Genomic DNA, 15,223 nt, shown 5'->3' with positions numbered 1-15,223 from the left:
AGCAATATAGTTGTATCATGCAACTATCGTCAAGGAGCCTGCGATTGTCCGATATTGACGCCGATTTGATTGATCACATCCGCGCCGCGTCGCGTCTGATGGTGCGCGAACTCGGTTTCATGCAGGCAACGGTTGCAGCGACCGACTATCCGCCATCGGCGGTGCATACGCTGCTGGAGATCGGCGCGCGCGAGGCGATGACCGCCGTCGAATTATCGGCGTTTCTCGGCCTGGAGAAATCCAGTGTCAGCCGGATGATCCGCAAGCTGATCGACGCCGGTGAGCTGAAGGAAGCCGCCAGTGCCGGCGACGGCCGCGTCAAGCGGCTGTTGCTCACGGCCAAGGGGCGGCGCACCCGCGAGGCGATCGAGGCCTATGGGCAGCGGCAGGTCACCAATGCCTTGCAGCAACTGGCTCCGGCCCAGCGTCAGAAGGTGGCCGAAGGTCTCGCGCTGTATGCCGAGGCGCTGGAAGCGCATCGGCTGGCAGATGCGGAGATGCCGGACGGGACATTGGCCAGGCGGTCTTGAACCGCTACAGTCGAATCCGGCACACTCGACCGGCTTGACTGGTTCGCATCGTGCAAAAGTAAGTCGTGCCAAAGCAAAAAGAAACAGGGATGGAATTATGCCGGGCCACAAGAAGACCCCCGATCAACTCCGCAGCGCACGCTGGTTCGCGCCGGACGACCTGCGTGCCTTCGGCCATCGCTCGCGCGCGATGCAGCAGGGCTATGCACCGGTCGAGTGGAAGGGGCGGCCTGTCATTGCGATCCTCAACACCTGGTCGGAAGCGCAGCCGTGCCACATGCATTTCAAGACCCGCGTCGACGATGTGAAGCGCGGCATCCTGATGGCTGGCGGCTTCCCGATGGAGCTGCCGGCGCTGTCGCTGTCGGAGAGCTTCCTGAAGCCGACGACGATGCTCTATCGCAACATGCTGGCGATGGACGCCGAGGAATTGCTGCGCGGCCATCCCGTCGATGGCGTGGTGCTGATGGGCGGCTGCGACAAGACCACGCCGGGGCTTCTGCTCGGCGCCACCAGCGCGGGCTATCCCGCGATCTATCTGCCGGCCGGGCCGATGCTGCGCGGTAACTGGAAGGGCAAGACGCTGGGCTCCGGCTCCGATGCCTGGAAATACTGGGACGAGCGCCGTGCGGGAAAAATCTCCGACAAGGAATGGGTCGAGGTCGAGGGCGGCATCGCCAGGAGCTACGGCACCTGCATGACCATGGGCACGGCGTCGACCATGACCGCGATCGCGGAGTCGATCGGCATGACGCTGCCTGGTGCCTCGTCGATCCCTGCCGCGGACGCCGGCCACATCCGCATGGCCTCGGAATGCGGTCGCCGTATCGTCGAGATGGTGTGGGAAGATCTGACGCCGCAGAAGATCCAGACGCGCAAGGCCTTCGAGAATGCGATCACCGTGGCGATGGCGATGGGCTGCTCGACCAATGCGATCATCCATCTGATCGCGCAGGCGCGCCGCGCCGGTCAGGACATCGGCCTCGACGATTTCGAGATCGCCAGCCGCAAGGTGCCTGTGATCGCGAATGTGCGCCCGTCCGGCGACAAATATCTGATGGAGGACTTCTTCTATGCCGGCGGCCTGCCGGGACTGATGAGCCGCATCAAGGACCATCTCCATCTCGATGTGATGACGGTCACCGGCAAGACGCTGGGCGAGAACATCGCCGGCGCCGAAGTCTATAACGACGACGTCATCCGAACCGTCAAAGATCCCATCTACGCCGAGGGCGCGCTGGCTGTGCTCAAGGGCAACCTTGCGCCCGACGGCTGCGTCATCAAGCCCAGTGCCTGCGAGCCGCGCTTCCTCAAGCATACCGGCCCGGCCATGGTGTTCGACGACTACCCGTCAATGAAGAAGGCGATCGACGACGAAAGCCTCGACGTGACAGCCGATCACGTGCTGATCCTGCGCAATGCAGGACCGCAGGGCGGGCCGGGCATGCCGGAATGGGGCATGCTGCCGATTCCGAAGAAGCTGGTGAAGCAGGGCGTGCGCGACATGGTGCGTCTGAGCGATGCACGCATGAGCGGCACCAGCTACGGCGCCTGCATCCTGCATGTGGCGCCGGAATCCTTTATCGGCGGTCCGCTGGCGCTGGTCGAGAATGGCGACATGATCACCCTCGACGTCGATGCACGCACGATCAATCTCGACATCTCGGATGCGGAGATGGAGAAGCGTCGCGCCGCATGGAAAGCCCCGGAGCGCAATTACGAGCGCGGCTATGGCTGGATGTTCACCAAACATATCCAGCAGGCCAATGAAGGCTGCGACTTCGACTTCCTGCGCACCGACTTCGGCGCGCCGGTCAAAGAACCCGTGATTTATTGAGTGAGTGATCCCATGACCAAGCTCAGCGACGCGACCCGCGCCAAACTCAAGACCATCTCCACCGCCACCGTGGCCACCGCGCTCTACAAGCGCGGCTTCCGCACGCAATGCATCCAGGACGTTCATCCGCTCGGACCGGACCAGCCGACGCTGGTCGGCGAGGCCTTCACGCTGCGCTACATGCCGGCGCGCGAGGATCTCAACAAGCTCGACGTGTTCAGGGATCGCTCGCATCCGCAGCGCAAGGCTGTGGAGGATTGCCCGCCCGGTGCAGTGCTCGTCATGGACAGCCGCAAGGATGCGCGTGCGGCTTCCGCCGGCGCGATCCTGATCAACCGACTGGCGCAGCGCGGCGTTGCCGGTGTCATCACCGATGGCGGCTTCCGCGATTCCGCCGAGATCGCCAAACTCGGCTTCCCGGCCTATCACCATCGTCCGAGCGCCCCGACCAACCTGACGCTGCATCAGGCCATCGAGATCAACGGCCCGATCGGCTGCGGCGATGCGCCGGTGTTTCCCGGCGACGTGATCCTCGGCGACAGCGATGGCGTCATCGTCATCCCCGCGCATCTCGCAGACGAGATCGCCAATGAAGCTTTCGAGATGACGGCCTTCGAGGATTTCGTCACCGAACAGGTGCAGAAGGGCAAGGGCATCTTCGGGCTCTATCCCGCGACCGACGAGCAAACGCTGGTGGATTTCGCAGCGTGGCGGAAAGAGAAGGGGCGGTAGGGCGCGATCACGGCGTGCATCGCGTCAGGATGGAACCAGAGGCGGTTCTTGGCTTTGTCTTGGAGCGGTGCGCCGGTGCGCATCATCCATCACTCAGCCGGAAAGGGACGCTATGCGCAGCCTCATCGTCGCGGTCGGACTGTCGCTGCTGGCGCAGGGCGCAGCCCTCGCCAAGGATTCCGACAAGCCGTCCAGGGCTTTCAATGCCGAGACGATCAACGCCGCCAATTTCACCGGCAAGCTGCCGCCCGACGAAAAGCTCAGCTCGCTGGCGGTGAAGCTCCAGGTGCTGCTCGACCGCGCGCATTTCTCGCCGGGCGAGATCGATGGATTGTTTGGCGACAATGTCGAGAAGGCGCTTCTGGCTTTCGCCGAGGCTAACAGCCTGCCGCCCGGCAAGGTGCTGACACCGGAGATCTGGACCAAGTTACAGGCCGCGTCCTCCGAACCAGTCATGACCGGTTACGTGCTGACCGAGAAAGACGTGAAGGGTCCGTATCTCGACAAGCTGCCGGTCAAGATGGAAGAGATGAAATCCCTGAAAAAGCTCGACTTCACCAATGCTGTGGAAGCGCTCGGTGAGCGCTTCCACATGAGCCAGGATTTGCTTGAGACGCTCAATCCCAAAGCAAAGTTCGACAAGGCCGGTGAGACCATCACCATCGTCAAGCTGTCGGATCGCAAGCCGGACAAGGTCGACCGTCTCGAGGTCGACAAGGTTCGCCAGACCGTGAAGGCCTTCGCCAAGGATGGCGCGCTGCTCGCCTTCTATCCCGCCAGCGTCGGCAGCGAGGAGAAGCCGACGCCGTCAGGTAAGCTGAAAGTGACGTCGGTTCACGCCAACCCGGTCTATCGTTACGATCCGAAATACAAGTTCAAGGGCGTGGAATCGTCGAAGCCCTTCACCATCAATGGCGGCCCCAACAATCCCGTCGGCGCGATGTGGATCGGCCTGTCGGAGAAGAGCTACGGTATCCACGGCACGTCGGATCCATCGCGTGTCAGCAAGAGCGATTCCCACGGCTGCGTGCGTCTCACCAACTGGGACGTGGAGCGCCTCGGTGCGTCCGTGAAGAAGGGCGTGGAGGTCAGCTTTGTCGATGGCAAGCAGGCGGCGAAGTAGGTTTGCCGGCACAGCGCAAGTTTCCTGCGGTCATTCCGGGCTCGGTCCCGTCGCCTACGGCGCCGGTCCCGCCCTCAGGCAAACCAATTGGTTTGCCGGGGAATGACAGTTTGGCGCACCGAAACATTTTTTCCTACCCTCCGTTGACAATGCGCCAACATGGATTATATTCCCCTTCGTCCTGCCCCACCGAGAGGGGCGATCGCGATCGTCACGTTCGCGGGGTGGGATGCGGTGGACGCCGGAGATGCGGCGTTACGCGGTTCATGGGGGACGTCTGTCTTCGGGCAGGACGGATCTGCGCCAGCACTGCCACTGGCAAGGAGACGGCCGACCTTGGGATGGAAAGACCCCTGGACAGTGTGACGGACGACCAAGTCAAAACGCGTCCGGCTTACTCGCTTGAGGCACCCTGTCCCATTCGCCTTGGGACTGTAATTTTGGTGATGGGATCGTTCGCCATGGCAACGCGCAAGCAACCGAAAAAACACCGTATGCGGAACGTCGGGCACTCGCTCGGCGAATCCGAAAGTCCTGATGCACTCACACTTGCGGAAGACCGCATTCGCATCAGGCCCAAGGGTGCAACGGGCACCCGGCGTTCCGCACGCCCTCTCACAAGGGGGCGGGAATGCAAACCACGACGGCGCCCCCGCGCCGCAAATAATGGGGGTGATGACGCATGTCTGAAGCGCAGTGGCTGTTTGACATTCACATCGGCGATGGCGCGCAGGCGCCAGACCCCACGTCGCTCGACTGTGTCGCGCTAGGGGGAGGGATAAAGGAGCAAAGCTATCCCCTGAAATCCCGCACCCGCTTCACCATCTGCTCCACATGGGCGATTGGCGTTTCCGGCTGGATGCCGTGGCCGAGATTGAAGATGAAGCGTCCGCTGGCATAATTCGCCAGCACGTCATCGACAGCGCGATCGAGCGCGGCGCCACCGGCGATCAGCACCAGCGGATCGAGATTGCCCTGCACGGCGACGTGGCTCTGCACCCGCTCGCGCACGAATGACGGTTCGGCGGCCCAGTCGATGCTCACGGCATCGACACCGGTGGCGCCGACATAACTCGGCAGCAGCGCGCCGGCGCCGCGCGGGAAGCCGATGATCTTCGCATTCGGCACCTTTGCACGCACACCTGCGATGATGCGCTTGGTCGGCTCCACCGACCAGCACTGGAATTCCGCTGCGGGCAGTATGCCGGCCCAGGTATCGAAGATCTGCAGTACATCGGCGCCGGCGTTGAGCTGGCTGAGCAAGTAAGTGATCGAGTTCTCGACGATGGTGTCGATGATTTTGGCGAAGGCCTCCGGATGCCGATAGGCCATCATCCGCGCCGGCGCCTGATCCGGCGTGCCCTTGCCGGCGACCATGTAGGTCGCAACGGTCCAGGCGCGCCGCAGAAGCCGATCAGTGTAATCTTCGGATTGAGCTCGGCGCGCACGCGGCGCAGTGCTTCGAACACCGGTTCGAGCTTGGTGAAATCCGCCTCGGGTGAGAGCGTCGCGACCTTTTCCGGCGTGTCCAATGGATCGAGCCGCGGGCCTTCGCCGACCTCGAAGCGGACCGAGCGGCCGAGCGCATAGGGGATCACCAGGATATCCGAGAAGATGATCGCGGCATCGAAACCAAAACGCCGGATCGGCTGCAGCGTCACTTCGGTGGCGAAATCCGGATTGAAACACAGGTCGAGGAAACCACCGGCCCGCGCGCGAACCTCGCGATATTCAGGCAGATAACGCCCGGCCTGTCGCATCATCCAGAGCGGCGGCACCGCCTGGCGCTGGCCGGCGAGGACATCGAGGAACGGCTTGCGGGGCGTGGACTGGGTCAAATGCTTGGGTTCCGGAAACTGGTGCCGAAAGGCATGATTTTGCCGCCTCTGATACACCGCCGCTTCGCTCTTGGCGAGGCGCGGCAATTCCGCAAAACCGGCGATTCACCTCACGTTTTGACGCATCTCAAGGTGTCATCGCGCCGCAGGCGGCATATAGACTGTACGAACATCATGAGCGAAAAGACCATGAACATCATGACCCCGATCGTCAGTCCAGAAATCGAACAGAACCGCACCCGCGCCAAGGTCTGGTTCGAATCCCTCCGCGACCGCATCTGCGCCGAGATCGAGGCGCTGGAGCGCGAGGCGCCGCAGGCGCTGTTTTCGGGCGCGCCGGCCACCTTCACCTACAAGCCGTGGACCCGCGCGACAGGCATCGGCGGCGGCGTCGGTGGTTTCCTCTCGGGCGGTCGCCTGTTCGAGAAGATCGGCATCCACACCTCATCCGCGAATGGCAAGCTGTCGCCGGAGATGGCGCGGCAAATGCCCGGCGGCGGATCGCAGCTCGACTACGTCTCCAGCAGCATCAGCCTGATCATGCATCCGCGCAGCCCGCGCGTGCCGACCGTGCACATGAACACGCGCTTCCTGTCGACGGCCGTGGGCTGGTTCGGCGGCGGCGCGGATCTGACGCCGATGCTGCCCGAGCAGCGCAAGGTCGACGCGCCGGATACGATCACGTTTCACGATGCGATGCGCGGCGCCTGCGATGCGCATGATCCCGCTTACTACAAGAAGTTCAAGGCCTGGGCCGACGACTATTTCTTTCTGCCGCATCGCGGCGTGGCGCGCGGCGTCGGCGGCATCTTCTTCGATCAGCTCAACACCGGCGATTTCGAGAAGGACTTCGCCTTCACGCGTGACGTCGGCTCGGCCTTCCTCGATGTCTATCCGCGCATCGTGCGTGCACGGATGCAGGAAGCCTGGACCGAGGAAGAGCGCGCGCAGCAGCTCGAAACGCGCGGGCTCTATGTCGAGTTCAATCTACTCTACGACAAGGGCACGATGTTCGGCCTGCAGACCGGCGGCAACGTCGAGAATATTCTGAGCTCGATGCCGCCGCTGGTCAGCTGGAAGTAAGGTCGATCAGGCTGCGCTCGGCGCCTGTTCGATCGCACCCTGCACGGCCCAGGACAGATCCGTGTTGAGCTGGAACGCGACCGAGCCTTCATCGATGATCGCCTGCGGATTCTTGGCAAGCTTGCCGGCTTCATCGAGCGCGGTGCGATAGTCCGACTTCAGCGCTGCCAAATCGGCATAGGCCGGGAAGTCGTAGAACGACAATTCCTCCGGCGCGAGGCCGGGCTTCTTGGCGAGCAGACGCTTGAGAATCTGGCCGCCGGAGAGATCGCCGAGATAGCGCGTATAGGCATGGGCAATCAGCAATTCGCCGTCGCCCTTGGCGGCATCCACGATGCGCTTGGCATAGGCTTCGCCAGCAGGCAGCATCGGCACAGCAGAAAAATCGCCATCGCACAGCACATTGAGATCGGCTTGCATCGCCGATGCGCGATCGAGCCGATACTGGGCGAGTGCGGCGAGCACAGGCGTGTCGCGATGGCTCTCAAGTCCGGCTTCCAGCGCCTGATAGGCGGCCAGCAGGTTTCGTTGCAGCAGGACATAGCCCTTGCGGCTGACGTCACCGCGCAACATGTCCTTGATGATGCCGGAGCGCTCGGCTTCGGTGTGAAGCACCTTGGTGCCGAGATAAAGGGCGGTCACGACGCTGACGGGCGCAGTGCTATCTGCCGAGACAGCAGGCATTGAATTCTCCGATGATTGGTAAAGGGATGTGTTGGCGCTCGGGCTGGCGACACCATATCACCCTCGCCGGATGCTACAAGGTGAGGCCAGGTCGGTCGCTATAGCGCTGCGCGGCTACGAGACTTGCGGCGCGCCGGCGCAGATTTGCCGGCTTCCGTCGCAGGCAGGAACTGCGCGCCCTGAGCGGCGAGGAATGCGCGCATTGCCTGCGCCGGCGGCAGCAGCACCTTGTCCTTGCGGTTGAGCACGAACCATTGCCGGATGATCGGCAGGCCGATCACATCCAGCATCACCAGTCGCCGCTGCTCCAGTTCGGTGGCCACCGTATGCGCGGAGATGAAGGCGATGCCGAGCCCGGCCATCACGGCCTGTTTGATGGTCTCATTGCTGTCCATCTCCATACCGATCGTGGCACGCAAGCCTGCGCTCTCGAACAATTGCTCCATCAACCCGCGCGTGCCCGAGCCGGGCTCACGCGTCAGGAAAGTCTCGCCTGCAAGATCGCTCATAGAGAGGCGCGCCTTGCTCGCGAGGCGATGATCGCTCGGTGCGATGATCACATGCGGATGATCGCCGATCAGGTTCACATCCATGTCGATCCCGACGGGCGGCCGGCCCATGATCGCGATATCGAGATCGTAGCTGCGCAGACCTGCGATGGTCTCCTCGCGATTGCCGACCGTCAGCAAGATCTCGATCTTGGGATGGAGCTTCGCGAAGGCGGAGATGGCGAAGGGCACGAAGTATTTCGCGGTGCTGACGGCGCCGATGGAAATGCGCCCGCCGGTCTTGCCGGCCATCATGTCCAGCGATGTTGCGCAGGCGGCCATCGCCGCCTCGATCCGTTCCGACAGCGCCAACACCTCGCGGCCGGCATCGGTCAGGACCATTCCGTCGCCGGTGCGCTGGATCAGCGGCAGGCCGGCGAGGCCTTGCAGGTTGCGCAGTTGCAAGGTGACAGCCGGCTGTGTCAGGCGCATCTTCAAAGCTGCCGCCGTAATGCTGCCGCTGGCGGCGACGGCGGCCAGTGCACGCAGCTGGCGGATCGAGATGTCGCGGAAGCGCTTCGTCATATAAGGAAAACTTTCGCCGCCTAATTTTTACGAAAGTTCCTTTATTTGGCCCCGAGGGTCAATATCTGTGGGCAAAATGACCCATTTCTGCCATTCCCGGGCCTTCCGGACACGGCCATGTGCCAGAAGGAGCCCAGTATTTTGCGGAGATTGCGATGACCGACCACATGCCCCTGTCCCGATATACGGCTGACTATGCCGGACAGGACCCGCTGCGGCTGGCCGTCGCTGCTGCGGTCGATGCCTTCGCCAAGGCCTCCATCGAAATCTCCGACCTGATCGGCTGCGGCGCGCTGGCCGGAATTACCGGCGAGGCGCAGGGCGCGCAGAACGCCGATGGCGACGTGCAGAAGGATCTCGATGTCCGCGCCGACGAGATCGTTCGCGCGGCGCTGAAGCCGGTGTCCTGGGCAGCGCTGGCCTCCGAGGAAGCCGAGACAGCGGATATCAGTGATAGCGGCGGGTTGCTCGACATCGCCTATGACCCGCTCGATGGTTCGTCGAATATCGAAACCAATATGACGGTGGGCACGATCTTCTCGATCATGCCGACCTCGAAGGGCGCGATCCCATTCACGCAAAAAGGCAGCGCACAGATTGCTGCCGGCTTCGTTGTCTACGGCCCGCAGACATCGCTGGTCCTCACGCTCGGTGATGGCGTCGATATCTTCACGCTCGATCGCACAGCAAGAAGCTACAAGCGCATTCGCCAGCGCGTGCAGATCCCGGCCGAGTGCGCGGAATATGCGATCAACGCGTCCAACCATCGCCACTGGGAAGCGCCGGTGCGCGACTTTGTCGAGGAGTGCCTCGCCGGCGTCGATGGCCCGCGTGGCAAGAATTTCAACATGCGCTGGATTGCAGCCCTGGTCGCCGAGGCCTATCGCATCCTGATCCGCGGCGGCGTGTTTCTCTATCCGTCCGATGCGCGCAAGGGCTATGCCGATGGCCGGCTGCGTCTCGTCTATGAAGCGCATCCCATGGCCTTCATCGTCGAACAGGCCGGCGGCGGCGCGACCACGGGCCGTACCCGTATTCTCGATCTTGCGCCGACGGCAATCCATCAGCGCGTGCCGTTGATCATGGGTTCGATCAGCAAGGTGAGACGTATCGAGACCATGCATCTCGATGCCAGCGCGGGACAAGCGCAAGCTGCAGCAGAATAAAGCAAAGCGCAGCCGAACAAAGAATGTGCGCACGACACATCCTGTTTTGACCAATTCAAAACATGACAGGCTTGAGGGCTTCTAAGGCCAGCCGGCCCGAAACGGGTTGAGCATGACGTGACCGCGGCCTAGACAAACGCAGGGGTCGCAAAGGATACGCGCATGCTTCCGCAGCAGGTCAAGGTCTCTGATATCACCGACGAGAATTCGGCACAGACCTATCTCAACCAGGCCATCATGACGACGTTCTGCCGCGTGCTCGACAGTTCACGTCTGGCGCCCGATGTGGTCATGCGTCTTCTGGCAACCGCGATCGGCTCGACCTATCGCGAAGTTGCTGCTGCCCATCAGGACGGCCAGTGCCCCTGCGGGTGGCGCCCCGTGCCGGATGCCGATATCGAGGCCCTGCGATCGTCGCTCGAAGACGCGGCTGCGCCAAAGATGGCCGACGACCTGCACAGCATGGTGATCGCCGGACGGGCGTAATCGCCGACCGATCTGCCCTGAATTAAGGCGCATCTGCGCGGAATTGGCCACTGCGGATCACCGCAGATGGCAATTCTGGGCCTGTTCCGCTCTCCCGATCACGTGATTGGGCCAGCGTGATCGACATATGGCAATTCCTTTAGACCTAAACTACTTTGGCCCGATCCTTGAATGTCGAGGAGATCGCGATCGGTGCAAAGTGACCTCATGACATCCTCATCCGCTGCAGTTCTCGACCACACCCCGGCCAGTTCGACCGTCTGGCGCGAGGTCGCACGTGCGATCGCCGATATTGGCGCCAAGCGCTGTTTCGGTCTCGTTGGCGGCGCAAACTTCAAGGTGACGCTCGGCCTCACCGAGTTCGGTGTCGAATTCGTTGCTGCACGCCATGAGGGCGGCGCGGTGAGCATGGCCGATGTGGCGGCGCGTCTGACGCATGACCTGACCATCGTCAGTGTGACGGCGGGGCCGGGTTTGACCAATGCGATCACCGGCATCGGCGAAGCGGCCAAGAGCGACACGCCGTTGCTCGTTCTCGCAGGCGATGTGGTGCTGGGCGACAAGCAGTCGGCATTTGCCTTTAATCAATCCGAACTCGTTCACGCGGTCGGCGGCGAATGGCGGCAGATCGCCGATGCACAGAGCGCTTATGCCGACACCTGGAAGGCGGCGTCGCTGGCGCTGCGCGAGCGCAAGCCGGTCGTGCTCAGCCTGCCGATCAATGTGCAGGAAATGCAGGTCGCGGCGACAATGGGCAAGAAGCATTTGCCGATCATGCCGCGGGTCACGATTAATCCGGCAAAGCTGGACGAACTCGTGGCAACGATCCGGACATCGAAGCGACCGCTGATCCTGGCGGGTCATGGCGCTGTCGTGGCCGATGCGCAGCCGTTACTGGTGCAACTGGCCGACAAACTCGGCGCGCTGCTGGCGACGTCATTGCAGGCGCACGGGATGTTTTCCGGCCATCCGTGGAATCTCGGCGTGGCCGGCGGTTTCTCGTCGAAGGCCACGGCCGAACTGATTGCGCAGAGCGATATGATCCTGGCATTCGGCATGTCGCTGAACATGTGGACCACGAAGAAGGGCAAGCTGATTTCGGATTATGCCCAGCTCGTGCAGATCGACGTCGAGAAGGGCCGCATCGGCGTCCATCGTCCGGTCGATCTCGAACTTGAAGGCGATGCCTCCGCTGTGGCCACTGCCGTGTTGCAGGCGTTTGACAAGACGCCGCCCAGCGAGGCCGGCTGGCGCACGCCAGAGGTTGCCGCGGTGATGACTGCCAGGGGCAATCACAATCTGGCCTATGACGACACCAGCACTGCCGAACACATCGATCCGCGCACGCTGAGCAAGGCGATGGACGATATCCTGCCGAAGGATCGCACCGTCGTTGTCGACGGCGGGCATTTCGTCGGCTGGGTGACGCGTTATATTTCCGCGCCCGACCATAAAGGCTGGTGCATTCCGATCGCGTTCCAGTCGATCGGCCTCGGCCTTGCCGGTGCGATCGGTGCGGCAGTGACGCAGCCGGAGCGGCTGACCGTGCTCGCGGTCGGTGACGGCGGCTTCCTGATGTCGATTGCGGAGCTTGAAACCGCGGTGCGGCTGAAGAAGCGCATCTGCATCTTCATCTATAACGACAGCGCCTACAGCGCTGAAGTGCATCACTTCGGGCCAGAAGGCTACAATGCCGGAATGGCGCAATTCCCGGTCACCGATTTTGCCGCTATCGCGCGCGGCTACGGCGCCGATGGCGTGGTGGTGCGGACGCTCGCCGATCTCGATGCCGTGAAGACTTGGGTCGCCGATGGTGCGCAGGGCGTGTTCATCGTCGACGGCCGGATCAATCCGAAGCTGATTGCGGATTGGTACAGCGAGATGTTCAGCGGCGCGAACCTCTAACGAATTTCCTGCGCAGATCTCTCCCCACGTCGTGGCCGGGCTTGTCCCGGCCACCCACGCCTTGTTGCGCGTGAACGAAGACGTGGATGCCCGGGACAAGCCCGGGCATGACGAGTGTATGGGGCGATGAAAAGTTAAACGGCCACGCTCGTTGGCTGTCTCGCCACCTCAACATTCCCGAACCATTCTTTCGCAATGGTCAGATCCGCCTGCGAGAGCTGATGGCCAACGGGCAGCGTGCGGTGCTGTACATGGGCGCCCGCTTTCGTCAGCATCACGGCGAGTCGCTGCGAATTGCTCGGCGGGATGATCGGATCGGATTGGCCTGATACGATCAGGACCGGTTTGCCGGCAAGATCCGCCGCCGGCGCCTCACGCAACGGCACCATCGCCCGCAGCAAGATGCCGCCCGCCAGCACGTCCGGCCGCAACAGCATCATCGCGGCCGCGATATTGGCGCCGTTGGAATAGCCGAGCGCGATGGGTGCTTTGAGCCCGTAACGCTTGCGTGCTTCGGTGAGGAAGTCCGCGAGCTCGTTGGCGCGACTGACCACGTCGTCCTCGTCGAACACGCCTTCGGCGAGCCGGCGAAAGAAGCGTGGCATGCCATGCTCCAGCACCTGGCCGCGCGGTGAGAGTAGGGCCGCGCCCGGCGCAATCGCCTCGCCGAGCGGCAGCAGATCGCTTTCGTCACCGCCGGTGCCGTGCAGCAGCAGGAGCGGTGTTGCCTCGTGCCGGTTGCCCGGCACGAAGCGATGGATGTGGGACAGGTCATTGCTCATGACGCCACCTTTTCGATATCGAGCACCGGCAACACGCGTTCGATCTCGCTGCGATGCTTTTCGAGGAACGCGGGCAGCTTCAGATGCTCGCCGAGGGATTCGACGGGCTCGTCCACGGCGAAGCCGGGGATGTCGGTGGCGATCTCGAACAGCACGCCGCCGGGTTCGCGGAAATAGACCGAGCGGAAGTAGTTACGGTCCTTCTGCTCCGTCGGCTGCTGGCCATGAGTCTTCACCAGCTTGTTGGCCATCACCTGCTGATCGGCATCATCGATGGCGCGGAAGGCGACGTGATGCACCGAACCGCGGCCCTGACGTCCCGGCAGGAAACCACCGGCTTCGTAGATGTCGACAATGCCACCTTCGACGCTGTCGGCGCTCAGGCGGATGATTGAGCCTTCACGCGCGGTTTCCCTGAAGCCGAACACGTCGGTGAGGATCGCGCTGGTCTTTTCGGCCTTCTCCAGCAGCAGCGTCACGCCATGGAAGCCGCGGATCGCATGCTCCGCCGGAACGTCGCCATTGCTCCAGCCGGGCTCGTTCTCCGCGCCGGCAACGCCGACCAGAGCAAGGCTCATGCCGTCCGGATCGGTGAAGGGCAGTACGGCTTCGCCGAAGCGCTTTTCGAGCGCCTCATGGGCAATACCCTTCTCGATGAAGCGATGCGTCCAGTAGCCGAGCGAGCGGGCAGGGACCCGGAACGAGGTCTGCTGGGTCTGGCCGACACCGCCGCGGCCGGGCGCGGCATGCTCCCACGGGAAGAAGGTCAGGATGGTGCCCGGCTTGCCGGTCTCATCGCCGTAATAGAAGTGGTAGGTGCCCGGATCGTCAAAATTGACGGTCTTCTTGACGAAGCGCATGCCCAGCGCGCGGGTGTAAAAGTCGAAATTCCGCAAGGCGTTACCGGCGATTGCGGTCACATGGTGGATGCCTGACATGGTCTGTCTCCTGGTTGGGAAGGCGTCTCGTCTTCCGTTGCCTGGATAATTGGGCGATCCCCAATCAAAGACAATCTGGCTATTTGTGACATGACTGTCTATGAATTGGTGACAGTCAGGAATGCCCATGGACAAGCTCAACAGCCTGCGCGCCTTCGTCAAAGTCGTCGAACTCGGCAGTTTCTCCGAGGCTGGGCGGCAACTGCGGCTGTCGCGTTCGGCGATCTCCAAATATGTCGGCGAGCTCGAACAGGACCTTGGCGTGCAATTGCTCAACCGCACCACGCGTCACGCCAGCGCGACCGAGAATGGCCAGGCCTATTTCGAACGCGCGCTGACCATTCTGGCCGATCTGGATGCCGCCGATCAGGCGGTGGCGCAGGCGCAATCGACGCCGCGCGGATTGCTGCGCGTCAATGCGCCGATGTCATTCGGCACGCTGCAACTCGGGCCGGCCATCGCCGACTTCATGGCGCAATGTCCGGAGCTGCAAATTCAGCTCGTACTCTCGGACGATCAGGTCGATCCGATGCAGGGTGGCTTCGATGTCACGCTGCGTATCGCCGATCTGGAATCATCCAGCCTCATTGCGCGCAAGATCGTCGCCATTGATCGCGTCGTCTGTGCATCGCCGGATTATCTCAGGCAGCACGGTACGCCAAAGCTGCCGGAAGACCTGCGCAGCCACGCACTTCTGACTTACGGCTTCCTGCTCACGGGCAATCAATGGAAGCTCACGGGCAAGAATGGTGACGATCACTGGATCCAGCCGAGCTGGACGCTCTGCGTCAACAATGCCGAGGTGCTGCGCGATGCCGCCATCAAAAGCAGGGGAGTCGCGCTGCTGCCGACCTTCATTGCCGGCGATGCATTACGTGCAGGATCTCTGCGCGGTGTGCTCAGTGCCTACAAGGCGCCGCCGTTGACGCTCTATGCGATCTATCCACCGACGCGGCATCTCGCCGTGAAGGTGCGGCTGTTCATCGACTTCCTGGTGGCGCGCTTCAGCGGCGTGCCCGAGTGGGACAAGCAACTCAAAACGTAGG

The 15,223-nt window shown here is 62.6% G+C and carries 13 protein-coding genes and 1 pseudogene; 9 read left to right on the top strand and 5 right to left on the bottom strand.

The genetic code is table 11. From position 1 onward, the window contains the following. The first annotated feature begins 44 nt into the window (after positions 1-44). From RSO67_RS12950 to RSO67_RS12935, 4 genes are all read left to right on the top strand, one after another. The gene (locus tag RSO67_RS12950; RefSeq protein WP_315843788.1) at positions 45-530 is read left to right on the top strand and encodes a MarR family winged helix-turn-helix transcriptional regulator; all 486 of its coding nucleotides are present in this window, start codon (positions 45-47) and stop codon (positions 528-530) included. Between the two features lie 97 nt (positions 531-627). After that, positions 628-2,367, top strand: coding sequence for an L-arabinonate dehydratase (gene araD / locus RSO67_RS12945; RefSeq protein WP_315843787.1), 1,740 nt, complete (start codon positions 628-630; stop codon positions 2,365-2,367). A gap of 12 nt (positions 2,368-2,379) precedes the next feature. Then, the gene (locus RSO67_RS12940) at positions 2,380-3,099 is read left to right on the top strand and encodes a ribonuclease activity regulator RraA (RefSeq protein WP_315843786.1); all 720 of its coding nucleotides are present in this window, start codon (positions 2,380-2,382) and stop codon (positions 3,097-3,099) included. Positions 3,100-3,211: 112 nt separating this feature from the next. Continuing rightward, positions 3,212-4,222, top strand: coding sequence for a L,D-transpeptidase (locus RSO67_RS12935; protein ID WP_315843785.1), 1,011 nt, complete (start codon positions 3,212-3,214; stop codon positions 4,220-4,222). A gap of 792 nt (positions 4,223-5,014) precedes the next feature. Here RSO67_RS12935 and hemE read toward each other — a convergent pair. Beyond that, positions 5,015-6,060, bottom strand: a pseudogene (hemE, locus tag RSO67_RS12930) (uroporphyrinogen decarboxylase). Between the two features lie 189 nt (positions 6,061-6,249). On the opposite strand from hemE, the gene hemF reads away from it, so the two are divergent. Then, complete coding sequence (gene hemF / locus RSO67_RS12925; RefSeq protein ID WP_315843784.1) at positions 6,250-7,143, top strand: oxygen-dependent coproporphyrinogen oxidase; 894 nt, start codon at positions 6,250-6,252, stop codon at positions 7,141-7,143. Positions 7,144-7,149: 6 nt separating this feature from the next. Here the strand turns inward: hemF and RSO67_RS12920 are convergent, their stop codons facing one another. After that, positions 7,150-7,827 (bottom strand): biliverdin-producing heme oxygenase, encoded by a 678-nt coding sequence (locus RSO67_RS12920; RefSeq protein ID WP_315843783.1) that lies wholly within the window; start codon positions 7,825-7,827, stop codon positions 7,150-7,152. A gap of 98 nt (positions 7,828-7,925) precedes the next feature. Beyond that, entirely contained in the window at positions 7,926-8,900 is a 975-nt protein-coding gene (locus RSO67_RS12915) for a LysR family transcriptional regulator (protein WP_315843782.1), read from the bottom strand. A 155-nt stretch (positions 8,901-9,055) separates the two neighbouring features. Here RSO67_RS12915 and RSO67_RS12910 point away from each other — a divergent pair, with 155 nt between their 5' ends. The 3 genes from RSO67_RS12910 (at position 9,056) to RSO67_RS12900 (ending at position 12,457) form a co-directional block, all read left to right on the top strand. Further along, positions 9,056-10,066, top strand: coding sequence for a class 1 fructose-bisphosphatase (locus RSO67_RS12910; RefSeq protein ID WP_410001849.1), 1,011 nt, complete (start codon positions 9,056-9,058; stop codon positions 10,064-10,066). Positions 10,067-10,228: 162 nt separating this feature from the next. Beyond that, positions 10,229-10,552, top strand: coding sequence for a hypothetical protein (locus tag RSO67_RS12905; protein WP_315843781.1), 324 nt, complete (start codon positions 10,229-10,231; stop codon positions 10,550-10,552). A gap of 207 nt (positions 10,553-10,759) precedes the next feature. Next, the gene (locus RSO67_RS12900) at positions 10,760-12,457 is read left to right on the top strand and encodes a thiamine pyrophosphate-binding protein (protein WP_315843780.1); all 1,698 of its coding nucleotides are present in this window, start codon (positions 10,760-10,762) and stop codon (positions 12,455-12,457) included. A gap of 134 nt (positions 12,458-12,591) precedes the next feature. Here RSO67_RS12900 and RSO67_RS12895 read toward each other — a convergent pair whose 3' ends face one another. Beyond that, on the bottom strand, positions 12,592-13,239 hold the full coding sequence (locus RSO67_RS12895; RefSeq protein WP_315843779.1) for an alpha/beta hydrolase: 648 nt from the start codon (positions 13,237-13,239) through the stop codon (positions 12,592-12,594). Then, positions 13,236-14,177, bottom strand: a complete 942-nt coding sequence (locus tag RSO67_RS12890) for a ring-cleaving dioxygenase (protein ID WP_315843778.1) — start codon at positions 14,175-14,177, stop codon at positions 13,236-13,238. The genes RSO67_RS12895 and RSO67_RS12890 overlap by 4 nt, the downstream gene beginning before the upstream one ends. 127 nt (positions 14,178-14,304) lie before the next feature. Here RSO67_RS12890 and RSO67_RS12885 point away from each other — a divergent pair, with 127 nt between their 5' ends. Continuing rightward, positions 14,305-15,222, top strand: a complete 918-nt coding sequence (locus RSO67_RS12885; protein ID WP_315843777.1) for a LysR family transcriptional regulator — start codon at positions 14,305-14,307, stop codon at positions 15,220-15,222. Position 15,223: the final 1 nt, after the last annotated feature.

It is taken from the genome of Tardiphaga sp. 709 (assembly GCF_032401055.1).
GTDB lineage: Bacteria > Pseudomonadota > Alphaproteobacteria > Rhizobiales > Xanthobacteraceae > Tardiphaga.
This window is presented reverse-complemented; position numbering and strand designations above follow the sequence as displayed.

Coding starts and splice junctions, on each gene's coding strand:
- RSO67_RS12895 (WP_315843779.1), bottom strand. CDS start 13,239: ATGAGCAATGACCTGTCCCACATCCATCGCTTCGTGCCGGGCAACCGG.
- hemF (WP_315843784.1), top strand. CDS start 6,250: ATGAACATCATGACCCCGATCGTCAGTCCAGAAATCGAACAGAACCGC.
- RSO67_RS12910 (WP_410001849.1), top strand. CDS start 9,056: ATGACCGACCACATGCCCCTGTCCCGATATACGGCTGACTATGCCGGA.
- RSO67_RS12915 (WP_315843782.1), bottom strand. CDS start 8,900: ATGACGAAGCGCTTCCGCGACATCTCGATCCGCCAGCTGCGTGCACTG.
- RSO67_RS12905 (WP_315843781.1), top strand. CDS start 10,229: ATGCTTCCGCAGCAGGTCAAGGTCTCTGATATCACCGACGAGAATTCG.
- RSO67_RS12920 (WP_315843783.1), bottom strand. CDS start 7,827: ATGCCTGCTGTCTCGGCAGATAGCACTGCGCCCGTCAGCGTCGTGACC.
- RSO67_RS12890 (WP_315843778.1), bottom strand. CDS start 14,177: ATGTCAGGCATCCACCATGTGACCGCAATCGCCGGTAACGCCTTGCGG.
- araD (WP_315843787.1), top strand. CDS start 628: ATGCCGGGCCACAAGAAGACCCCCGATCAACTCCGCAGCGCACGCTGG.
- RSO67_RS12900 (WP_315843780.1), top strand. CDS start 10,760: ATGACATCCTCATCCGCTGCAGTTCTCGACCACACCCCGGCCAGTTCG.
- RSO67_RS12940 (WP_315843786.1), top strand. CDS start 2,380: ATGACCAAGCTCAGCGACGCGACCCGCGCCAAACTCAAGACCATCTCC.
- RSO67_RS12935 (WP_315843785.1), top strand. CDS start 3,212: ATGCGCAGCCTCATCGTCGCGGTCGGACTGTCGCTGCTGGCGCAGGGC.
- RSO67_RS12885 (WP_315843777.1), top strand. CDS start 14,305: ATGGACAAGCTCAACAGCCTGCGCGCCTTCGTCAAAGTCGTCGAACTC.